The organism is Desulfobacula phenolica (genome assembly GCF_900105645.1).
In the GTDB taxonomy this organism is placed as follows: Bacteria; Desulfobacterota; Desulfobacteria; order Desulfobacterales; family Desulfobacteraceae; genus Desulfobacula; species Desulfobacula toluolica.
This window is the reverse complement of the sequence record NZ_FNLL01000006.1, coordinates 309,350-331,512: the sequence shown is the minus strand read 5'-3', so window position 1 is coordinate 331,512 and position 22,163 is coordinate 309,350. Positions and strand designations below refer to the sequence as shown.

The following is a 22,163-nucleotide window of genomic DNA, read 5'->3' as shown; positions in this document are numbered from 1 at the left end:
TTGATAACAGGTGGTTTCCTATATCTTTTTTCTTTTCCATCCCAGGGCCACAAGGCCTATGATGCCGATAACAATCACCATGACCATCCAGGATGATCCCGATGATGTAACCTTTGTCTCCTCCATTTTTTCTTCAACCATTTCAAAGCCTTTCATCTGTTTGCCTTGTGTTTTCGCTTTGATTGTCTCTTCCTGCTGATTTTTTTCAATGGGCTCTTTCAATCCTTCCCGGGTCTTGGCATGTTCGGCTTCATGTTCGGCCTGGGTTTTTCCCACGGCTTTGGCAATGACCATTTTGAACTGCTCCAGCTCTTTGGGCGTCAGCAGGCCATGGAGGGAAATGATGTTGGTGACAAATTTTTGAAGCATGGGATTGTTGCAGGTGTGTTCACAACAGGCCACCCCTTTTTCAATGACATTTAATGCATAGGTCCTGGCCAGATCCTTTTTTATCTCTTCCGGCGCTTTCCAGTATTCTTTACGGTCCGCCTCCAGCATCCGTGCCGCCATGGACTGTCGGGCCCAGGGGTTGTGTTTGTTAAAAAAGGATTTCAGCTCCATGCCGTATTTGTCCTGAATATAGACCTCATAGATCTGTTCCCATTTTGCACCGTCAACGGCAAAGGGAGTCGTCACCTGCCAGCCCCAGAGATGTTCCACAAACCGGTTCATCTCCCTTGCACCTGCATAATTTTCCTTTTTCATGCCCTCAATCCATTTGGGATTCAGGTAACGGGAGCGCAGCTCTTTGCCAATGGTTTTTTCTATATCTTCAACATAGGCGGCATCGGGGTTCATCTGGTTGGACAGCACCACATCCGGATATACCCCGCTGACCCGTTTTACGGCCAGGGCAAGGCCGCCCAGCTCTGAGAAAACGCCGTCGGTATCCAGGTTCATGAACAGATTGCTGGACCGGGTGTGCATGGTCATTTTCACATCTTCAAGATTCTTTTTGTAGGCGGACTTCAGGGGTTTGCCCCACACGCCCTTACCATATCCAAAGGAGACAAAGTTGATAAACACATCGGCAATCTCATCATCGCCTTCCCAGAGCCCGCTGTTGGGAATAAGGTCTTCAATGGTATTACCGTAGCTGCCCAATTCATTGGAAAACACCCTCAGCTGTTTTAACTGATCGGCTTCTTTTTCGTCATAGCCTTTTTCCAGAAGGTAAGCCTTGATTTTCTGGTTGTGAACAGCAATGAAATTGTCCACATCCTTTAGTTGGCCGGCCTTGCGCACGGCTTCATCCATCAGCAGAATCAGGGTGGGAAAATTATCCCTGAAAAGGCCTGACACCTGCATATGCACATCAATCCGCGGCCGGCCGAGTACAGTTCCCGGGATGGGTTCAACCCCAATCACCTTGTTGTTCTTGTCCCAGACAGGCTTCATCCCCAGAAGGTGGAGAGCGGTCCCTACCTGGGTTCCTTCATTGCGTTGAAGTTCAATACTCCAGAAAACCAGGCCGATTTTTTCCGGGTAGGTTTTGTTTTCTTTTACATATTTTTCAATCATTTGATCGGCCTGGGTTTTTCCTAAGTTCCAGGCATCCTTTGACGGCACCTTGGCCGGATCAAACCCGTAAAAATTATTCCCCGTGGGGATGGCCTCAGGGTTTCTCAAGGGGTCATTGGCCTCGGCAGAAGGAATGTATCCGCCGTCAAGGCCTTTAATCAGATGATCCATTTCTCTATTGCAAAGGCTTAAATTTTTTTTGATCTCTTGAAAAGCAAATGTGTCGTTGCGTTCATGGATCAGTTGGGAAAATTCTTCTAATGCTTCCCCTGTGGGAGAGGTGCCAAAGGTGTGAAGGCCGTATGGCAGATTGGCTTCCTGCAGTTCAAGCAAATAATGTTCAACAGCTTCAATGGACGCTTCGTCGAATTTTTTTATCATCAGATCCTCAAGCAGTCCCAGTTTGGCTGCCATGGCTTCAATGCGCTTGTATTTTTGGTTTGCCAGCTCAGGACTCCGGCTTAAGGTGTCGTTATACTCGCTGATAAGGCCCCCAAGTTCCCCGTATTCTTCATAGGTTCCGGCTTTTTTCATGGCCGGGATCAGGTAATCGATAATCACGCCCCGGCCCCGGCGTTTGGCCTGGATCCCCTCACCGATATCATCCATGACATAGGGATAAATATTGGGTATGTCCTGGATCAGGACTTCCGGGGAGCAGGATTGGCTTAAGCCCGCTTGCTTGCCGGGAAGCCATTCATGGGATCCGTGGGTCCCAAAAGAGACGATGGCATCGGCCTTGAATTCGTTTTTCAGCCAGAGGTAAAATGCCGTATATTGATGATGGGGCATCAGCTTGGTTGAATGGTATAGCTTTATCGGATCATCATGCCAGCCCCTGGAGGGCTGGGGTATAAGGATGATGTTGCCAAGGGGGATACAGGGAAAAATAATCTCCTGGTTCCGAGTCATGATTTTGGAATCCTCCACTCGGCCCCAGTCTTTTTCTACCTTTTTTTTGTATTCCGGATCAATGGTTTGATACCATTGCTTGTAGCGCTCAAAGGGCAGGCGGATCGCTTGTCCTTTGCTGATAAGCGCATCCAGCTCACCCGAAGCCCAGGAACCAATGTTTCGGCCGGAGGCCAGGATAAGATTTTTTATCTCCTCTTCAGATGGCAGGTTACCCGCTACATGATAGCCTTCTTTGGAAAGCCGCTGTAAAATTTCTTCCAGGCTGCGGAACAAGTTCAGGTAGGTGGCACCGATGTTCTGCTTACCGGGGGTGTGGTTCCAGAACATGATGGCAATTTTCTTGTCCTTATTGGGCGTTGACTGGAGCCTTCGCCAGGCATTGATGCGTTGGATGAAAAAGTCGATATTCTTTTCAATGGGCTGATAGGTGTATACATCTTTTCCGGTTTGTTTGTCCCGGGATGCCACCCTGCCGCCTATGGCGGAAGGTTCGATCAGGCCCAGAACCTCCGGGTTGCTCATGGCATAGGTGACTTCCATGGGTCCAAGCCCCTGGGGATCATTTTCCCACTGGGGAATGGTCAAAAAATGCACTCTGATGGGATTTAAAACCGGAACCCCAAATTTGGCAAAAAGCTTTCGGGTTTTTTCGGCACTGGATGGGGCAAACTTGTAGGACATGGCCGCAATCAGGTTGACCCTGGATTTTCGGCTTTTTTCGTCGTAGAAATATTTTCCCACAGCAGTATCCGGGGGGTAGGAATATACCGGCAGCACATTGATTTGGTTTGCTTCCAGCTTTTCGATGAGCGAACGCACAACATATCCGGTTTCTCCTGGATAAACGTAGGTATTCATTTCAGGAATCCCGACCCAGAAGCCTTTTTCTTTGTACAGTCCTGATGATTTATACCAGGAAAAATAGGCCTCAAAGCTTTCGAAAATGCGATCACTTTGGGGATGGAAAATACCTGTTTTCGGAACGATTTGGGGCGGATCACAGTCCGTAGCCAGGCCGTATTCCCGCTTGAGCAGAAAACAGATGAGGTTTGATATGTTTTTCCGGGTAAGGGGACGGGCATACTGCTTGATCCCGGGATCGGATATGATTTTTTCAGGGTTGTTTGGCACCGTGGAAAGACCGTAAACCTTGGTTGTCTTGAAATTTGCATTTTCAAGAATATACTCGCTTAAGGTGCGATACATGTCATCAAGGATGATGATGCCGGATTCATTGATGACCTCCTGATCGATCTTTCCATCGGCCAGATCTTCCTCTGTATAATAATGGAGGGTCACATGCCCTGATATCCCGGGGTCTTCCAATACCTGGGAAATGGCCCGGGTGACATTATAGGAAGCTGCCGCCCCCATCAGCAGGGTCAGGGTTTGTTTGTCCCTGGTGTCAGCCGGGAAAGCTGTCGAAGCCAGGGACAGGAAGGCAACAATCAATAAAATTATACTTTGGTTTCTATACATAATGCATTCTCCTGAAATGCCGAACTTGTGTCTAATGGTTTCAGTATCTGTCTTGTTGCCAAGTGGTCAACCTGATAGAAGTTATTATTATTTTTTATTATGATCACCCGTTATGCCGGAAATCAACGCACCAAAGGCTTTAGCCATAACAACCGGAAGTGCATTGGACGAATCAATGGTCTCAGGTCTGATATCTTTTTTTCCTGACAGCCTGGCAGTTACTGAACAGCACATGGTATCGAAAAAGCTCAATTCTTTGATAAGCCCTTTTTCATAGTCATCACTGATTGACAGGGAAGACTCAATGAAAGACGCATAATAAGGTGTTGCCAATAGTTTTTCCATTCTGGAAATCAGGAACTGTTTGTCATAATCAAAGGCGCAGTGCTCGACAATATCCTCTATCCTCAGCTTACGGTCAGCTAATCTCTGGAACAGATCCCGGTCTGGTGCAAGACCGTTTTGCTTTAAAATCGCCTGGGTGACACCGGCATGGACCGCTTTGGCAATGAGCTCTCCGATTTTGCTGTGTCCACCGGCAAAGCGCTCAACAGGCCCGTCCCCCTGCACAACCATGATATTGTCAGTGCCCGTGCCGGTGGCACGGTGGGTCAACGGTGTGTAGGAACTGCGGACATCCATATCCAGCAGGGCTGCGGATTTGGCCTCGGTGGCTGTTATAATGCTTCTGGCCCTGGCATTGGGGGGCAGGGTACGATTGGTCATGACAATAATATTGATGGTGCCGTGTGAAAAATATTGGCCGGTATCCTTTGACATGCGCATGGCATTGCCTTTGACACCCGCCGTTACCAGTGCGGTCACTTCCAGGTCTTTAAAGCTCTTTTTTACCACGGCCAGGTTGTCCATGTCAGCACCGGTCATCATGGTGCTAAATTCACCTTTGGCAAACCCCAGATTTTTTTGGATCGCTTCCTGTGCCTGGGTAACGCCATAGGCCATGTGTCCCAGGCTGGCAGGCATGGGCACATAGGTGTTGCCTGCTCCCAGTATCCCGGTCAGGTTTCCTTCAAAGGTTGACAGGATCTCCTGGGGGCCGTTGAAACGAATCACCAGGGACTTGTATTCGGAATCCGCCACCCGGTGCCGCACCACCCGAGCCTGCTTAACATAATCAAGGCCCAGGACCACAGGAGATTCATCCAGAACCGCATTGGTGGTCACGGCCTTTTCAGGGTCTGCAAACAGATCCAGGTAGAGGACGGTTGCCAGCCACTGGACAAAATACCCCACCCGTGTGGAGACCTGGCAGGTCAGATTACAGGGAAACATTCTGATAAATCCATTCTGCACTGCTGCCACATCTTTCCAGCCGTCCTGCTTCAGAAAGGCTTGCACAGCCTTTTCGTTTCTGCTGCATCCGTAGACCATCTGGGGATTGAACTGCTGCCATTGTTCCTGGCTGACCGGCACGGCAAATCCGTTTTTTTCCCATTTGGGAGGGATGCCCCCGGCGGCGGTAATTATTTCATTCTGGAATGAATCGTCACCCGGGCAGGAAAGCGTGGTGCCCGCCATTACACGGACTACTCGTTTTCTTTGTTGGACCGGCAGGTTGCCCAGCCTGGACTTGACCAATGCCAATTGTTCCCGGTTGCGCTGGATGATCTCTGATGCTTTTTTTTCACAATCAAACAATTGCCCGATTATTTCCATCTGAGAAAAGGCATCTGCTATGCTTTTTGTTTCCATCACCATCAGGGGGCAGCAGTCCGGTCCAAAATATTGAATCACTGCTTTATGAAAAGGAGCTGCAATGATCAGATCCGGATGGGTTTTGGCAATTGCATCAATGTCGGGATGAAAATAACCGCCCACATGATTTTTTCGAAAGGAAGGATACAAAACCAGGTCTTGACGGGTCAACCCCACCAGTACCTGTTCCCGGCCGAATGCCCCTATCATTTCTGTGATATAGGGCACCAGGCAGACCACGCGCCGGGGTTTTTTTTGTATAATGAGCTTGTTTTGTGCGGAATCTGTTACAGTTAAGGGAAAAGCCCCTCCCGAACATGGGAGGGGCAGCATCAGGATCAAACCGGTCAGAAAAAAGCACAAGCTTAAACGACGATTATCTGATCTCATTATTTAATAATCCTTTTAAAACAAATATTTCAAACCGGCAAAAAATGTACGACCCGGCATGGGATACCCTTGAACAACCGCATAGTCTTTGTTGAAAAGATTTTGAATTTCAGCCTTAAGAGAAACATCACCATATTTTTTAAAGGACAAAAGTGTTTTGGAAACAGTCAGATCAGCAACAGTATGACTTCCCAGTGCTGTGGCACCGGTTCCTTCATAGTCGGTTATATCCTGCTCACCTATATAGCTGAAATTCAGGCCTGCGGAGAAGCCGATATCGGAATTAGCAACCTTTAAACCATAGGATGCCGTCCAATTGGGGGTATACTGAAGATCTTTCTTGGTAGCGTCATCCGCATATTCGGTAAGATAGGTAAATGAACCGTAGGGCGCCAGTGTATATGACCAGTCAAGCAGGGCTCCGATATCCAATTGCAGACTGCCTTCAATGCCTGAAATGGTGGCACCTTCAACATTTTCATAACGGGTAAGGTCTTCAGCCGGGATATAAGAATAATCAATCTTATTTTTAAAATCCGTGTAGAAATAGGTCATACCACAAGAAAAGGCTGCTCTTGAAAAATCCATGCCTATTTCATATGTTTTGCTTTCCTCCGGTTTAAGATCCGGATTTCCAGACCAGATGCCAAACCCCCAGGCGCTGTAATCATTAAACATGTAAAGCTGGTCTGCGGTTGGCATTCTGAATGCTTCGGCAAAATTGGCCCGTACACTTAACCCTGGTGCCAGTTTGTAGACTGCTCCTAAATTGCTGGACCAGTTGGTTTCATCAGTCTTTTGACCATCATCACTTTCGATTTCATATTTATCATAACGGCCCCCTGCCGATAGAATCAATTTGTTGTCCATCAGTTTGATTTTTGCCATGAGGAATGCCGCCGGGTTGTCATAAGTGTTTTCTTCACCGGCCATGGTATAGGTATTGCTGATGGCATAATTAGTCCAGTCAGCACCGGCTGTGATATGGGCGAAATCCCACTTAGCCGTCAGCTGTGCCTGCGCACCCTGTTGATCTGTATCTCTAAAGTAGGAATTATTGCTGCCATAATTTTCCGGATCAAAGGTTTCGTACTCATCTTTTCCATTAAAATAGCGCAGGTTCCATATCAAAAATCCATCAGCTGTTTGCCCATCATAAACCAAATCAAAGGTTTTGATGGCATGGTCCACATAATTGTCCAAATCATTATTGCTCAGATAGTCAGGATTTCCGATGCCATCACCTTCATACCCGGTATAGCTGAATCCAATTCGGTTTTCAGGCGCAAACGTCCAGCCGGTATTGAAACTAACTCTCTTTTTTGAATCAAATCCCGTGTTGTAATATTTGTCGCCATTGGCAGTGTCGTAATCATCCTGAGATGATTTTGAGGCATCAAATGAAAAGTCAAAAGCCTTGAACTGGCCGGAAGCTCCGGCTGAAGCCTGCTGATAGTCCCAGTTGCCTAAAGTTCCTTCCGCATAGAATGAAGGTTTGCCGGCCCCTTGTTTGGTAATAATATTGACAACCCCGCCCATGGCAGAAGCACCATACTGGACAGACCCCGGTCCACGGATGATTTCAATCCTCTCCACATTACCCAGCATTATTTTTGCCAGATTTCCGGTTCCGGCCCGTCGTCCGTTGATCAGAATAAGAACATGACTGGCCAGATCATTACCATGGGTTTCAGTCCTGAAACCACGGATTTCCACTGAAACAAGTGAATTGGGATATTCCCGGATCATAAACCCTTTTTTGGATAGCAAATCACCCAGATCCTGGGCAAAAGACTGCTGGATCTCTTCTTCTGTCACAATTGTAATATTGGTGGTGACATCCTCTTTTTTTTCTTCCACTCTTCCCGCAGTTACCACCATCGTGTCTAATATCGACGTCTTTTTTTCCGACTGTTCTATTTCTTCACTCCAGGCAGGCAGTGACCACATAAACAATAACACTGCAAACAACTTAACAAATCTATGCTTAAACATGAAAAAACCTCCTATAAACAAGTAAAATTGCCTGTCCGGAAAAACAAAAATCCCCGGACTGAATAATTATTCATTCCAGGGATTTCCCTTTTTTATCCTTAGATATTTGACAAGGGTCACTTCGTCCTCAAAGTTTATACCCTCTATGTTCAGGCAGGTCTTCTGACTAACGGATCAATCTTGCGCCGCACCTTCCCAACCATTTGGTCAGTGGTATACTGCAGCGTTCGTCCCCGATTACAGCGGTGGGCCCGTCCACGATTTCAACGTGGTTCCCTATTGTGCTAAATGCTTTAAGCACCTGAACGGGAAAAAATATTAACTAATAACTTTGAAATGTCAAGTTAAAAACAAATTGTGTTTATTGGCCTCAATTTTTCACGCACGTTTTTAGACTGATATTATTAATTTTCTATCAGAGAGAGCTTAATAAATTTTTAAACCTTGCCTGTCAGTTGCCTGTGTGACGGATTTCTGATACTGAATCAATTTGTTGTTTTCATCAAAAAACATGATCAAAGAGAAACAAGCCCAATATCAGGTAAAAAATAAGAAGGCCTTGTTTAAGTGTATGTTTCATTTTATTCAAATATCGAGTGTTATAGTTCTTTGTTCAGAATTTTTTGGGTAAAACACATTCGGTATTACAATGGTATAACATCCAATGCATCTGATATATGGTCGCAAAATATTTTTGTAATGCCATCAATATAACCGATGCCGTGATCAACCACTGAGACCTGGATGTCGTTTCGTTCAAAGGTTTTCTGCCAGGAGTCTTCTTCGCAGGTAAGATCTTCCTTGAAGTGGACGCCTGCCACCAGCATTAAGGGGATGAGGCAGACTTTTTTATACCCGGCAGATTTTATTCTTTGAAGGGTATCGTCCATATCTGGAAAATATTCCACCACACCTATGAATATACGGTTGCCATAGTGTCGGCGAAGCACGGCTTCCATGGCAGGGTAGGCAGTCCATGCAGGGTGGTCCGTACCGTGGCCCACAAGGATGACGGCCTCATCTTTATCTTTTGGGAACATAGGCTCAAGGGCAAGAGCTGCTTTTTCATAGTCATTGTAAGAGGTCAGCAGGGGCAGGCCAATGGAGGAGCGGATATTTGCATGGCTTCTTTCCGTGACTAAGCGGTCGAATTCATGACCGCAGATCATGTGCAGTGATTGCATGACAACCCATTGGTGGCCCTGCTCGGCAAAAATTTGGGCCATTTCAATGGGATCTTTTAAATCAAGCTGTTTTTTGCGTTTCATGGTGCATTTTACCATTCTCGAGGAATAGGCCCAGTGAATTTTATGTTCCGGAAATTTGGCATTAAACACCTGGCCCATTTTTTCATAGGTTGAAAATGCCCGTTCAGTGGTGCCGAATGCAGTTAAAATAATGGGAACATCTTTATTTGTATTCTTTTTACTGGTCATTGCTGTAATATCCTTTTTTTGTTTTTTGAAACTGCCGCCTGATGAACAAAATTATGATTTCACATTACCTGACAGTTCTTTTTTGTTTGCATTGCCTTGATCAAGGCAATGGCTTTTTGGGCGGACTTTTGCTGTTTTTTATACCTGGATGCCTTTAAAAAAGCCTTCTGCGACCGGGTAAGCTGGTGATCATTCATGGCGCAATACCCAAGCATTAGCCATACCTGGCCCGGGGTATCGTTTTTTGAGGCCGTCTTTTGTTCAAGCATTTTTTTTGCCAGCGTTTCATATGCGTCTGCTGCCTTTGCATATTCTTTTTTGTTATACAGGATTTGGGCTTTTATCCTGAGCAGTTTAATGTCCTGACAAGCGGACAGTCCTTTATCAATCCATTCCAGAGCTTTGTCCTGATCATAGGCCATGGTAAAGGCCCGGCTTATTTTTGCAATATTTTTTTGATCCTGTTTCTCTTTTAATGCAGCCGTGTAAAAAGATGCAGCCTTGGCCGGCACATCCAGGGAAAGATACAGGTCTGCCGCCAGCAAAAGCTCTTTACGGGTCATGGGAGTCAAGTAGCCGTAAATGACCAGGGCGGATAATCCCTGCTTGAACTGGTTGTTTCCCAGATGGATATGGCTCAGCGCCTTCCACCATTTTGGTTCCAGGGTATCCGTCCGGGTCAGAAAATCAGCATATTCCAGGGCCTTTTTGTTCATATTCAATGACATATACTGGTGCAGCAGAATCTCCTGCCATTTTTTTTGTTTTTCTTTTTTTGAGTTTGAAGCCAGTTGTTCAAGCCAGGGCAGGGCATCCCGGTAACGTTCAAGGGCGAAAAGGATATGGACAAGGGTTTCTTTCCAGGCAAGGGTCACTTTGTCAGGGTGAAGTTTTATCAACCGGTTAAATACGGTCAATGCCGTTGCAGGGTCGTTTGCATGAAAATTACAGACTGCAGCATAATACAGGTGAACCGGTTTTTGAGTTTCAGATGTCTGGTATCCTTTTTCAAAAGCTTTGGCTGCCTGGGCAAAAAGGCCGGCTTCATACCTGGTCTTTGCAAGATTCAGCCAGGCTGCACAAAAGGTTGGATTCTGCAGAACCGCCTTCTGAAAGTTTGTCATGGCGTTGCGGGAAAATATTTTGTTTTGTTTTCCTTCAGTTTCTTGTGCCAGTGTCAGGTAATAGTTGCCCAAAAGGAAATAGATATAATAATGGGCATATCCTTTTTTTTGAATTTGTTGTTTATCAAGCCCGGCCTGCTTTGCCGTGAACTTTTCCAGCACGTCAACGGCTTTTGGGATTTCGCCGTTTTGAAAAAGCAGTTGGGCTTTGTTGACACAAATACCTGCTGCCAGGGGAAGGTGTTCTTCTTCTGCCATGGAAAGTGACGGTATCACCAGAAAAACCAGGAGAATTAAAATCTGTTTTAACCTTATATGTTTCAACCTTATCTGTTTCATTATTGCTCCAGTTTGAATCGGATAGTGGTTTGAGCCAGTGTGGCAACAGGAATGCCTTCCACGGTTCCCGGCTTGAATTTCCAATGGGAAACACAGTTTATCACACTTTGGTTAAATATATTTTCAGGCTGGGCATCAATGATGCTGATCTGTTCCACGGTTCCGTTTTTTGTCACAAGAAACTGGACCGTTACAGCTCCTTCAATCCCACGCCGGGTGGCCCTGATCGGATAGATGGGTGGAATTTTTACAAGGGGGGTAATGGGGGAATCCAGTTCACCCATGGTGTAGTGGGTTTTCAGCATCGGGCCATTCATGGAAAAGTGTTCAAGACTTGGCATCACAAGATCCATTGGTGCTGCCGGAAGTTTCGGGTTTAATTCAAAGTCAAGTCGTGGCTTCAGGTTCATGGGCCTTTGTTTGAGGGGTGTGGTATGGGATCGGGCTATTTTTTTCAAGGGATCGGGTTTTTTTATTTTTTCCGGTTCTTTTTTCCGGGGCGGGGTTGTGGGTTTTTTAACCCTGATGACCCTTATCTGCCTGATGTCATCCAGTGCATCCGGCTTGTCGGGAACCATCTGGATCAGGCCGGGCATCAAGCCGAAGAGAGTGATATTGAGAAGGACGGAACCGATCAGGGCCAATGTCCATCCCCAAAAAAATCTAAAAGAGGTTGCAGCCATATTTCTATGCTCCAGGGTCCAGGTTTGCGGCAATGGATATGTTTTGGGCACCGGCCAGCTTGCAGGCATCCATCACATTGATAACAAGGCCTGTCAGACTTTGTTTGTCCGCCACAATAACAACACTGCCTTCCGGGTTTTCTGCCAGGGCCCGTTCCACATTGGCCCGGACCGCACGGATATCCACCTGGCGCCGGTCAATATGGATGGTGTTGTGCTGTGTAACGCCAATTAGGATGGTGGATTTTGCTTTGCTGACCGCTGTGGAGGCTGTGGGCCTTGCTATGTCAACTCCGGTTTCTTTTACAAAGCTTGTGGTTACCAGGAAAAAAATCAATAATATAAAGACCATGTCAATCAGGGGGGCGATATTCAACTCAAGGTTTTTTGAGTTTGCCCGTCTGGCAGCTGAAATGTTGAGCATGGAAAATCTCCTTTTGTTGATAAAAATTTTTTTATAGAAAACGTTTTAAATACATGCCGGTGGCAGCGATTCTGTATTTAAGGTTCTGGGCTCTTTTGGTTAAAAATCCGCCCATGTAAAGACCGGGTATGGATACCATAAGTCCTGTCTGAGTGGTGATCAATGCCACGGAAATACCGCCTGCCATTGCTTTGGCATTGCCTGTGCCGAAAATGGTGATCACATCAAAGGTGTCCATCATTCCGGTTACCGTGCCCAACAGCCCTAAAAGGGGGGCAACCCCTGCCAATACCCTTATGACGGCAAGATGGGTGTCCAAAGATGAGGTCAGCCTCACAACGGTTTCATCAAGGATAAAATCATCCAGTTTTGGGTCGTGGCTTCGGGCCGCAAGAAATTCTCTTACCAGAAGCGAGTTGGCACCCTGGTATTTCTCTTCCGGCATTTGATTGTTTTTTACCAGTTGCCCTGCCGTATCCCGGGTAATGTTTTTGATATAAAGCCTGTGCATAAACATCACCCGGTTGATGATCAAAAGCCACATGAAAAATGAGATGGTCAAAATCGGTATCATTACGGCTCCGCCTGACCGGATATAATTTTCTATGGAAAACAGCAGTTCTGTGATCATGATACTATTGCCTGCTCTCGTTTCTGTTCTTGAACACCAGATTGACAAATGCTACGGATTTTTCTTCCATGCGTGAAATCTGGGTTTCAACCCTGCGGCTTAAAAAGGTGTGGGCCAGCATGATGGGGATGGCCACGGACAGCCCCAGCATGGTTGTCACAAGCGCTTCTGAAATACCGCCTGACATCATCCTGGGATCACCTGTACCATAGTAAGTGATCACATGAAAGGTGTTGATCATGCCTGTGACGGTTCCCAAAAGGCCGAGAAGCGGGGCAATGGCCGCGAGCATTCCCAGGGTGGATAAAAATCGTTCTATTTTTGGGATTTGTCCCAATATGGCTTCCTGAAGTGCATTTTCCATGTCCTGCCGGGTCTGGTCTTTAAATGCCATGGCTGTCAGGAGTACCTGGGGGAGAAGTTTTTTGTTTTTAGATTCCAGAAATTTGCGGCACCCTTTCCAGTCATCTGCCATGATCATTTTTCTGATTGTTTTCATCAGCTGTTCCGGGTGGGTCCGTCTTTGTGTGAAAAAGAAGACTCTTTCAATGAGAATAAGAACGGCTATCACCAGGATAATCAATATGGGCCAGACAATGGCACCGCCTTTGGGAACCTGCTCCATCAGGTTTAGCTGATGGGCCAGCTGCCGGATCGCTCCGCCTTTTGAAACGTCCATGTAAACATTGTCGCTTTTACCCTGCATATAGGCTGTGATATTGTTGGTTATTCGTGAGGAAGGCAGTTTGGAAAGGGCAAAATACCGCTGGCTCTGGTCTGAATACAAAAGAAATCCAGCCTCTTTATCCAGAAGATAAATACCTGTAAAATTTCCCAGGATCAACAGTTTTGCCTCCTGCTCCTTGCCCTGGCGATCAACCATCAAGCCTTTTGTCAGTGTTACCTGGCCTGTGGTATGGATTTCATCAAACAGGTTATGTACCAGTTTTCTGACATCATCCATGGAAGGAAATTTTTCCTGGAGGATGACGGGTTCCAAAAAATTGTGGCGGCCCGGTGTAAGACCGGATTGAAGGCTTTCGAGTAAAAGGGCTTTCAAGTCTTTTGCATTGCTCCTGACAAATCCTGAAAATTCACGGTTCACTCCACTGGTTTTTTCAAGCTCCTGTTTGAGACGGTCTTCCTCAAGTTTTAATTCGGTGATATGGGTTTGAATCTGTTTGTTTTCAGCTTTAAGATTGGTGATATTGGTTTTCAGCTGTGCAATGGCTTTTTTCAGGGCTTGTTTATTGCTTTTAATGTATGTCAACTGGTCTTGTGCCTCTTTTTGTGCCTCTTTTTTTTCATCCAAAGCTTTTTGAATCAATTGCCTGCGCTGCTGCTCAAATGTCTTGTAATCTGATCGCATGTCAGATCGTCTGTCAGATTGCATGTCCGGCTGAACATCCTGGGAAAAGGCGGGAAGCGTTGCCAGGCAGACCATGATAATACAAATAAAAATGGGTTTCTTTATCATTATTCATCTCCTTGTATGGCCAGCTGTCCTAAGGGGAGGGGTAAAAGCTCCACAGTTCTTCTCTTGTTGCCGATTTCAACGGCCGAGCGAATGGCTGGGAGGTGGTCGTCTGCAAGTGGCAGCCATGATTTTTGTGCCACATTAAAATAACCTGAAGACTGCTTATCTAATGATAAAAAGAAAAGAGAAACCCGGCCCAGGCGGAAAATATTGCCCAGAACTTCTTCTGTGCCGATCAGCACTTTATCCTGGTATACTTCAATGGTGGCGCCATACTCTGCTTCAATAAAAAGGGCTTCCATTACCTTCCGGTATTTTTCCGCAATGCAAACCTCGGGATCATGGATCACTTGTTCAAGTGTTTTCAGCCGTACTGCCCTTTCTTCTTTTAAAAAGGGGGGATCATTGGCTACAAGGGTGGAAAGTTGGGCATACAACTCTTTTAAAAAGGGAAACAATTCTTTCTGGATTTTCAAGGATTCTTGTTGTTGTTTTAAAAGGGTCTGGTTCAGTTTTTTTTGACTTTTTTGAGTTGTGATTAAGTCTTTATTTTCCGATACCAGCATTTCATGCTCTTGTTTGAGCTGTTCGTACAATAGAGCCAGTTTTGATTTTTCCTGTTCCCATTGGTCTCTTTGTTTCTGTGTTTCCCGGCGGATCTGCACCGACTGTTCAACCGGCTGCTTCACTTGTTTTACCGTGTCTGTTCTGCACCATCCTGTGGAGGGAAAAACAAAAGCACATCCCCCCAAAAACAGGACAACTGCCTGCACTATTAAATTGTTTGTTTGTTTCTTGAAAAATTTCATTTTTATTCAACCATCTTATATTTTAAAGGGTTAAGTGTTATATGAGTCCCTAACCAAAAAAGACCACAAAGCCGTATTCATTTTCAGGATCATTGACCTTCATGGCCTTTTTTTTAGATCTTGCTAATAAATGACAGCCTGTACTAACCGGCTCTTATTATTTTATTTGGATTTTTGTTTTAATCAAAATTATGATGGACAGCTTCTGCTGTGAGGTTAGTTGGTTGAAAATTATCATAATTGATTGAAAAGTATTATAAAATGCTTTTTAAAAAGTCAAATGTTTTCTCCATCTTATCTTTTTTGCAAACAGCTCCTAAAAGTTTATATTTAAACCTGCCTGTAGCTTTAATCCGTCATCCGGATACCCGTAGTGCGATTCAAAATCAGTATCAAACAAATTGTGAATATGGACAAAGATTTGTGCCTTTTTTTTCAGCACCAGGACTGGATGAATAATTTTGGCATCTGTGGTGATGTAGGTTTTTATTTTTTCAGATTCGGTGTTCAGAGTATCGGTAAACTGATCACTATAGTGCCTTGCCGTAATTTCCAGTTTGGTTCCGGTTTTGAATTTTGTTTTCAGGATCACCTTGAGGGTATGCTCGGGAGCATAACTCAAATTTTTTCCATTGTCCTTGTTTTCAGTTTTCTGCCAGATATGGTTCAGATCCAGGTCTGTTGTGGATGTCAGGTGAAACCTGACACTTGTTTCCAGTCCCTGCTTGTACGCCCGGTTGATATTATCCGGGCGGCTGATCAGATCAATTCCCCGCTGGTATTTGATCAGATCCCGGGTATCTGTCCTGAACAAAGAGAACTCAAGCTCATTTTTGTTTTCAAAGGTATGAGTGATTCCTAAAGAGAGAGAAACGATTTTTTCTTTTTCCAGATCCGGGTTTCCCCTGACCTGATCAATGCATCCGTGACTTGGCTGGTACAACTGGCCAAAAGAGGGAATATTTTCAGAATATCCGGCATTGCCTTTGACAATCGTTTTTTCAGACAGTTCATAGCTCACTCCTGCATTGCCGCCCGGAGAAAAATGAAAATCACTGGTATAATCAGATCTCAGGCCTGTGGTAAGGTTAAAGGGGGCGGATCTCAATGTATAGACCCCATGAAAAGAAGCCATATTTCTTTCGTGTTTTCCGCTCAGCGTATGGTCTACCCGACTGTGTTCTGCCAGTGTACCGAAACGGAATTCGTTTTTTTCTGCGCTGTTGGTTATAAAAAAATTGGTTCCAAAACCTGTGGTGAATGCATCCAGTTTTGCTACATCGCCATTGTTTGCGGTGTCTTCCAGCTTTTTGACATCCAGATAGGCTTTGACATCATAATCCAGTGCCTGCTGAGCCATTCCGTCGAGTTTGACATCCAGGCTTGCTTTTTCATAGCGCTGGTGGGCATTGGGGGTGGGGTTGTAAGTCGGGCCGGACACACCATGATCTGATATAAAGCCTTTGGCGTTCACCTGGTATTTGAACAAATCAACTGCCTTTCCATAGTGAATGCTTAAATTGCCCTGATCTTTTTTGCTGTTGTCCCGCTTTCCGTCGTTATGGCCGACACCGCCTGAAATCATATAATCACTGTCATCGGCATCTGATCTGCATGTGGCACTGACATTGGCCAGGCCATATGATCCGGCCAAGATTCTGACACGGCCGTTTTTTACGCTTTTTTTCTCGGTTTGCCTTGATTCGATTTTTTTGGATTTGATTTGTCCGGATTTGGTTTCAATATAGATGGCACCGGCACTGCTGCCGGGCCCCAGCCAGACAGGGACAGGGGGTTTAAAGACAGTGATTTTTTTTACAATGTCTATGGGAATACTGCCCAGGTCAACCCCGCCATATTGCATGGTACTCACGGGTCTGCCGTCCACAAGTACCAGTACTGATCCTGAACCGCCGCCGCCCCGGATGGAAATCCTTGTTCCCATTCCACTGGTTCCGGGTTTGACATCCACTCCAGCCATGCTGCCAAGGACTTCGTTCACCTGGAGAAAGTTTCTCTGTTCGATTTCCCTGGCATCCATGCTGACAATCTGGGCGGGATTTTTTTTGATATAATCATCAATTTTTTCACCGATCACCACCACCTGTTGAAGCTCCATGGGAGCTGGTTGATGGTCAGATGTCTTTGCCGGGCCGGCATGATCCTGAGCCTTGGCAGCTGATGCAAAGCACAGGCAGAACAGTGCAGTACATAAAAGCATTATGATCACACCATGTCCTTTTATGTGTATTGATTTTTCAGTGTTCATTATTTTTTTAGCCTTTATTTTTAGCTTTTATTGTCTTTTAGTATTAATCTTTTTTCATATCAGGTCTGTTGTCTAAAGCGTGCTGGTTTACTAAAAAAATCCATGGCTTATTTGAAACAGGATTCGGTCTGACCCTGACACTGGTATGGTATACCTCCCGGATGGATGCTTCGGTTAACACCTCTTTTGGGATACCTGCTTTGAAAATACGTCCGTTTTTCTTGTTCAGCAGCACCAGCCGGTCAGAATACTCTGCTGCAAGATTCAGGTCATGGAGTACCATGAGAACTGTCAAAGACAATTCTTTTTTTAACTTGTTGATCAATTCAAGTATCCTGACCTGATGGGTAATATCCAGATGGGAGGTGGGTTCATCCAAGATCAGAAGGGCGGGTTCCTGGGTCAAAGCCCTTGCAATGGATGCCAGCTGCCTTTCCCCGCCGCTGATTTCATTGATCCTGGCATCTGCCAGCCTTGCCACATCTGTCAGTCGCATATATTTTTTTGCAATATCCACATCATTCCGGGTTTCAAAAAACTGGTATTTTTGAAAAAAGGGCAGCCGCCCCAACTGGACATAATCACGCACTGTCATGCTTGCCGGATCAATGGTCTGCATGACCACAGCCACCCTTTTGGCAAGGGCTTTGTTGGAAAGCGTTTGTATGTCTTTGTTTTCTATATGAATCGTGCCGGTTTCCGGGTGGATGGTTTTTAAAATTGTTTTAATCAGGGTTGTTTTGCCGCACCCGTTGGGGCCGATCACAGCCACAAATTCACCTGGATCAACTGAAAATGAGATGTCCTGGAGAATCATTTTTTTTTGGTATCTAAAACTTAAATTTTTGATTTCCAGCAATGGCTTCATAGGCTCACCTGCTTTCTTGAAAGAGCCCAGATAAACATTACTCCGCCTATGATCCCTGTTATGACGCCCACGGGAAGTTCAAGTGGTGCAATAATAATACGGGCAATCACATCGGACAGGGTTAAAAATGCAGCGCCGGCCAGAAAGGATGCGGCCAGAAGAATCCTGTGGTCGGGACCTGTCATCATGCGGACAAAGTGGGGTACAATCAGCCCTACAAACATTATGATACCGGCAACGGCAACACTGAGTCCCGTTAAAAAGGATGCAATGATAAACAGGATTTTTTTTGTCTTTTGAGTGTTGATTCCAAGGGTGGTTGCCTCTTCTTCTCCTAAGAGCAGTGCGTTGAGATCCATACAGAAAAAATAGGACACAAAAAGGCCTGCAATGGAGCCTGCACAGGTGATTGTTATCAGTGTGGTATCGGGTTCATCAAGAGAACCCATGATCCACAGAACAATATTCTGAAGGTCATCGCTTTTTGAAAGGGCCATGAGCAGCATTACAAGAGAGGATGCAACATAGGATATCATCACGCCTGTTAGCAGCATCCTGTTGGATTGGACATCCTGTGTTCTGCTGTTCAGACTGTAGACCAGAAATATCACAATACTTGCTCCCAAAAAACCGGACAATGGATAGGCGATGATACCTACAACAGCATACAGCTTGAACAAAATATTCATGCAGACCCCCAGGGAGGCACCTCCGGAAATACCCAGGGTATAAGGCTCTACCAATGGATTGCGGAACATGCCCTGAAGCAGTGTGCCGGCAAGGCTTAAAGCACCGCCAATGGACATCCCCAGAATGATTCTGGGCAGACGTATGCCGACAAGGATGCTGTAGTCTGCCGTTCCTTTGCCGTGGACAAGAATATTGGGTATCTTGTTTAATTCAATGCCCGCACTTCCGGTGCAAAGCGCCAGGATGCCGGTGACCAGAACAAGCCCTGCAAGGCCTATGAGAATCAGCAGCCATTGTTTGAATCTTTTACGGTTCAACACTCACCTCCTGATGGGCCACCTCTGTATGTACCAATTTGGGACTGTCTGACTTTGGACTGTCCGATTCCGGATGTTCCAATTCCAGACAGGCTATTTCCGGATGGATAAGGGGTACGATTAATCTTAACCCTTTCACAAAGGTTGCCGGTGTGGGACTGCAGATCATTTCCGGGTCCAGAACGTGGAGCCGTTTATTTTTTACTGCATCAATGCCTTGGAACGACATCCATCTTTGCCGTTCAATTAATCCGGCTTTTTTGGATGTCCCCATGGTGGCGATGAGAATGACCTGGGGGTTTTCCTGAATGACTTTTTCCCGGCTGTATATGCCGGAGGATTCATGTTCTGCAATATTGACACCGCCGCCATACCGGATGTATTCATTGATAAACATATCCTTGTTGGCGGAATGCAGGGGTTTTAAACCGATTTGCAGAAATACCCTGGGTTTTTTAAGCCCGCAGGTTTTTTTCATTACATGAGCCACCTCTTTTCTTGCCTTTTCCACGATGACCTTAGCTGTGGATTCTTTTCCAAGTTTTTGTCCGATAGTCAGGGTCATGTCGCACATCTGCTCAAATGTTTTTGGATTTTCGGCCCTTAAAATCGTGATATGCTGTCGTTCTAAAATGATGAGCTGTCTTTCCCTGGTTAGGGCGCTTGCAATCACAAGATCGGGACAAAGACTGATAATTTTTTCAACATTCATATGGGTTACGGACCCGATTTTTTCTTTAAGTCCTGCCTGTTCCGGTATATTGCAATAGGTGGTGTTGGCGATCAGGCTGTCCTGGGCACCCACAAGATAAATTGTTTCCGTTATAATTGGGGATAAAGAGATCACTCTTTTGGGAAAGGCTTGTCCTGCGGCAAATGATTTTTTTGTTCCGCATAAAAACAGGATGACGAAAACAGCCAGAATTATACACAAACCAAAAGATGGTTTAAAATTTTTAATTGTTTTCATGGGTTGATTTGCCCTGATTTGATTTGTCTGGATTTGATCCATCTGTATTTAATTTTGCCAGTGCACCGGTAAAGATAGCGTCAAATGCTGTTTTCAAGGTGACAGGGATATGGTCATCCATGACATGAATTTTTATTTCTTCAATATTTTTTCCTGCAATATCTCCGGCAATGGTCCTGCACCATTTTTGAAAAAAGAACAGATCTTTTACCAGACCTTTTTCATATTCATCGCTTATGGCCATAGCGGATTCTAAAAATGATGCATATTGTGGCTCAAGAAGCAGGTGTTCCACAACTTGTGCAAGTCTGTTTGGGGTTCCTGATGTATTGTTTATGCAGTCGCAGTTTACATTGGATACCAGCTGGAAAATGGAGATCTTTCTTTCCTTGAGCCGCTGAAAAAGATGGCGATCAGCCGTGATTTTATTTTGTTTTAGTATGGCCTCACTGACACCGTCATAAACCGCTTTTGCAATCAGTTCCCCCATCTTTGAGTGGCCTCCGGCATTTTCCACCAATTGCCCTTCGCCTTGAACCACCATAATATTATCGGTTCCCGTACCGGTTGCCGCATTAATTAAAGGCGTATAGCTGCTTCGGATATCCATGTCTTCAAGAGCTGCGGTTTTGGCCTCAGTGCCTGCAATGATGGCCCGGGTCATGGCTCTTGTTGAAAGACGCATATTTGTCATTATAATAACGTTAATTGTGCCGGGTTCATAAAAGTCGCCTGTATCCTTTGACATGCGAACCGCATTGGACATGACACCGGCAGTAACCAGGGCTACAACTTTCATCTCTTTGAAGACTTTTGTTTTCACGCTCAGGTTATCCATGTCTGCCCCGGTCATTAAAAAACTGGCTGTTTGTTGGTTTTTCCCCATGGCTTTTAATATGGATGACCGGATATGCTCTATGCCCAGGTGATGTCCCGGCGCCCAGGTTGGCGGGGGAGAATAATGATTTCCCACCGTCAGGATATGATCTCGTTGACCTTCAAGAGTGGAAATAATGGTTTGATCCTTTTGAAAATCCACCACCAGGGTTTTGTTTTCAAAATCATAAATATGACTATAATTGATTGAAGCTGACTTTATATAGTCAAGATCAATTTCAAACGGTTTGGACCGGGTTATGGTTATGGGTAAAATCGTGTTTTTTGCTTTGGCAAACTCATCAGTATAAATCATTGAAGAAAGCCATGATACAAAATAACCTGTATGTGTGGAGGCCCTGCAGGTCAGGTCACAGGGAAAATAATAGATCTGTCCTTTTTTTACAGCATCCACATCTTTCCAGCCGGGTTTTGAGAAAAATTTTTTGGCAGCCTCTTTGTCAGGCCCGCAGCCATAAATCACCTGTGGGTTAAATTTTATCCATTCTTGTTTTGTAACGGAAACAATACTTCCTTTTTTGCCAAAATCAGGGGCAATTCCCCCGGCTGCACGGATAATCCGGGTTTGAAAGGAATCTGTGCCAGGAGTCATGATCGTATTTTTGCCCATGAGCCGTATGACGCGTTTGTGTTTTAAATGATTAATTTTAGCTAATTTTTGTTTTATATGATTCAGTTCTGCCTTGTTTTTTTTAATGATCTTTTGAGCTGCTTGTTCGCGGTTAAATATTTTTCCTAAAACCTCTATATTTTTATAAGCACTTTCAATGGTTGTTGTATCAAAAATAAATATTTTGCATTCAGTGTTTTGAAATTTTTCAATGATATCTTGGTGGAGGGTGGAAAGGATTATCATATCCGGTTTTGCAGTTTTAATTTTATCAATGGACGGCAGAAAAAAACCGCCTATTATTTGTTTGTCAAAAGCTCCGGCAAGTGTGATATCGTGGTAGGTGATGGCGTGGATATGCTCTTTTGCCCCTATCTCAAAAATAATTTGGGTGGCTGAGGGCACAAGGCTGATAACCTTATGCGGAGTTTTAAAAATTTTTAAATGATTTCCTTTAGAATCTGTGACACTTACAGGATATGCAGCAACTGATGTTGTACAGATTATGAAAAGCAAGGCGGATATTAAAAGAAAAGGGTTGAACTTTAATCTTTTTTTGTTTTGTATGAGCATAACTTCCTTGGGATCGCGAATTGAATTGAT

Annotated in this window: 15 protein-coding genes and 1 riboswitch; all 15 genes read right to left on the bottom strand. The window is 45.1% G+C overall.

The genetic code is table 11. From position 1 onward, the window contains the following. Nucleotides 1-18: 18 nt before the first annotated feature. The 15 genes from BLT94_RS12385 to BLT94_RS12315 all read right to left on the bottom strand — a co-directional run bounded on the left by BLT94_RS12385 (nt 19) and on the right by BLT94_RS12315 (nt 22,133). Nucleotides 19-3,915, bottom strand: coding sequence for a cobaltochelatase subunit CobN (locus BLT94_RS12385; protein ID WP_092234558.1), 3,897 nt, complete (start codon nt 3,913-3,915; stop codon nt 19-21). An 87-nt stretch (nt 3,916-4,002) separates the two neighbouring features. Next, nucleotides 4,003-6,021, bottom strand: coding sequence for an adenosylcobinamide amidohydrolase (locus BLT94_RS12380; RefSeq protein WP_092234556.1), 2,019 nt, complete (start codon nt 6,019-6,021; stop codon nt 4,003-4,005). A gap of 15 nt (nt 6,022-6,036) precedes the next feature. Continuing rightward, a complete protein-coding gene (locus tag BLT94_RS12375; protein WP_092234553.1) occupies nt 6,037-8,016 on the bottom strand; it encodes a TonB-dependent receptor plug domain-containing protein in 1,980 nt (659 codons plus the stop codon). Between the two features lie 135 nt (nt 8,017-8,151). After that, nucleotides 8,152-8,336: riboswitch (cobalamin riboswitch) on the bottom strand. A gap of 324 nt (nt 8,337-8,660) precedes the next feature. Beyond that, nucleotides 8,661-9,452 (bottom strand): sirohydrochlorin cobaltochelatase, encoded by a 792-nt coding sequence (locus BLT94_RS12370; protein ID WP_092234550.1) that lies wholly within the window; start codon nt 9,450-9,452, stop codon nt 8,661-8,663. Between the two features lie 59 nt (nt 9,453-9,511). After that, nucleotides 9,512-10,915, bottom strand: a complete 1,404-nt coding sequence (locus tag BLT94_RS12365; protein WP_092234547.1) for a tetratricopeptide repeat protein — start codon at nt 10,913-10,915, stop codon at nt 9,512-9,514. After that, nucleotides 10,915-11,598: an energy transducer TonB gene (locus BLT94_RS12360; RefSeq protein WP_175530345.1), complete on the bottom strand. Its 684-nt coding sequence runs from the start codon at nt 11,596-11,598 to the stop codon at nt 10,915-10,917. Before BLT94_RS12360 ends, BLT94_RS12365 begins: the two co-directional genes overlap by 1 nt. 4 nt (nt 11,599-11,602) lie before the next feature. Beyond that, complete coding sequence (locus tag BLT94_RS12355) at nt 11,603-12,022, bottom strand: ExbD/TolR family protein (RefSeq protein WP_092234542.1); 420 nt, start codon at nt 12,020-12,022, stop codon at nt 11,603-11,605. A 31-nt stretch (nt 12,023-12,053) separates the two neighbouring features. Beyond that, nucleotides 12,054-12,653: a MotA/TolQ/ExbB proton channel family protein gene (locus BLT94_RS12350; protein WP_092234539.1), complete on the bottom strand. Its 600-nt coding sequence runs from the start codon at nt 12,651-12,653 to the stop codon at nt 12,054-12,056. A gap of 4 nt (nt 12,654-12,657) precedes the next feature. Beyond that, nucleotides 12,658-14,130: a MotA/TolQ/ExbB proton channel family protein gene (locus BLT94_RS12345; protein WP_092234536.1), complete on the bottom strand. Its 1,473-nt coding sequence runs from the start codon at nt 14,128-14,130 to the stop codon at nt 12,658-12,660. Next, nucleotides 14,130-14,939, bottom strand: coding sequence for a DUF3450 domain-containing protein (locus BLT94_RS12340; RefSeq protein ID WP_092234533.1), 810 nt, complete (start codon nt 14,937-14,939; stop codon nt 14,130-14,132). The genes BLT94_RS12345 and BLT94_RS12340 overlap by 1 nt, the downstream gene beginning before the upstream one ends. Nucleotides 14,940-15,255: 316 nt before the next feature. Beyond that, entirely contained in the window at nt 15,256-17,208 is a 1,953-nt protein-coding gene (locus BLT94_RS12335) for a TonB-dependent receptor plug domain-containing protein (RefSeq protein ID WP_092234530.1), read from the bottom strand. Between the two features lie 43 nt (nt 17,209-17,251). After that, a complete protein-coding gene (locus tag BLT94_RS12330) occupies nt 17,252-18,076 on the bottom strand; it encodes an ABC transporter ATP-binding protein (RefSeq protein WP_092234527.1) in 825 nt (274 codons plus the stop codon). After that, entirely contained in the window at nt 18,073-19,086 is a 1,014-nt protein-coding gene (locus BLT94_RS12325; RefSeq protein ID WP_245743100.1) for a FecCD family ABC transporter permease, read from the bottom strand. The genes BLT94_RS12330 and BLT94_RS12325 overlap by 4 nt, the downstream gene beginning before the upstream one ends. Continuing rightward, a complete protein-coding gene (locus BLT94_RS12320; RefSeq protein ID WP_092234521.1) occupies nt 19,073-20,053 on the bottom strand; it encodes an ABC transporter substrate-binding protein in 981 nt (326 codons plus the stop codon). The genes BLT94_RS12325 and BLT94_RS12320 overlap by 14 nt, the downstream gene beginning before the upstream one ends. Beyond that, nucleotides 20,040-22,133: an adenosylcobinamide amidohydrolase gene (locus BLT94_RS12315; protein WP_092234518.1), complete on the bottom strand. Its 2,094-nt coding sequence runs from the start codon at nt 22,131-22,133 to the stop codon at nt 20,040-20,042. The genes BLT94_RS12320 and BLT94_RS12315 overlap by 14 nt, the downstream gene beginning before the upstream one ends. Between the last annotated feature and the right edge of the window lie 30 nt (nt 22,134-22,163).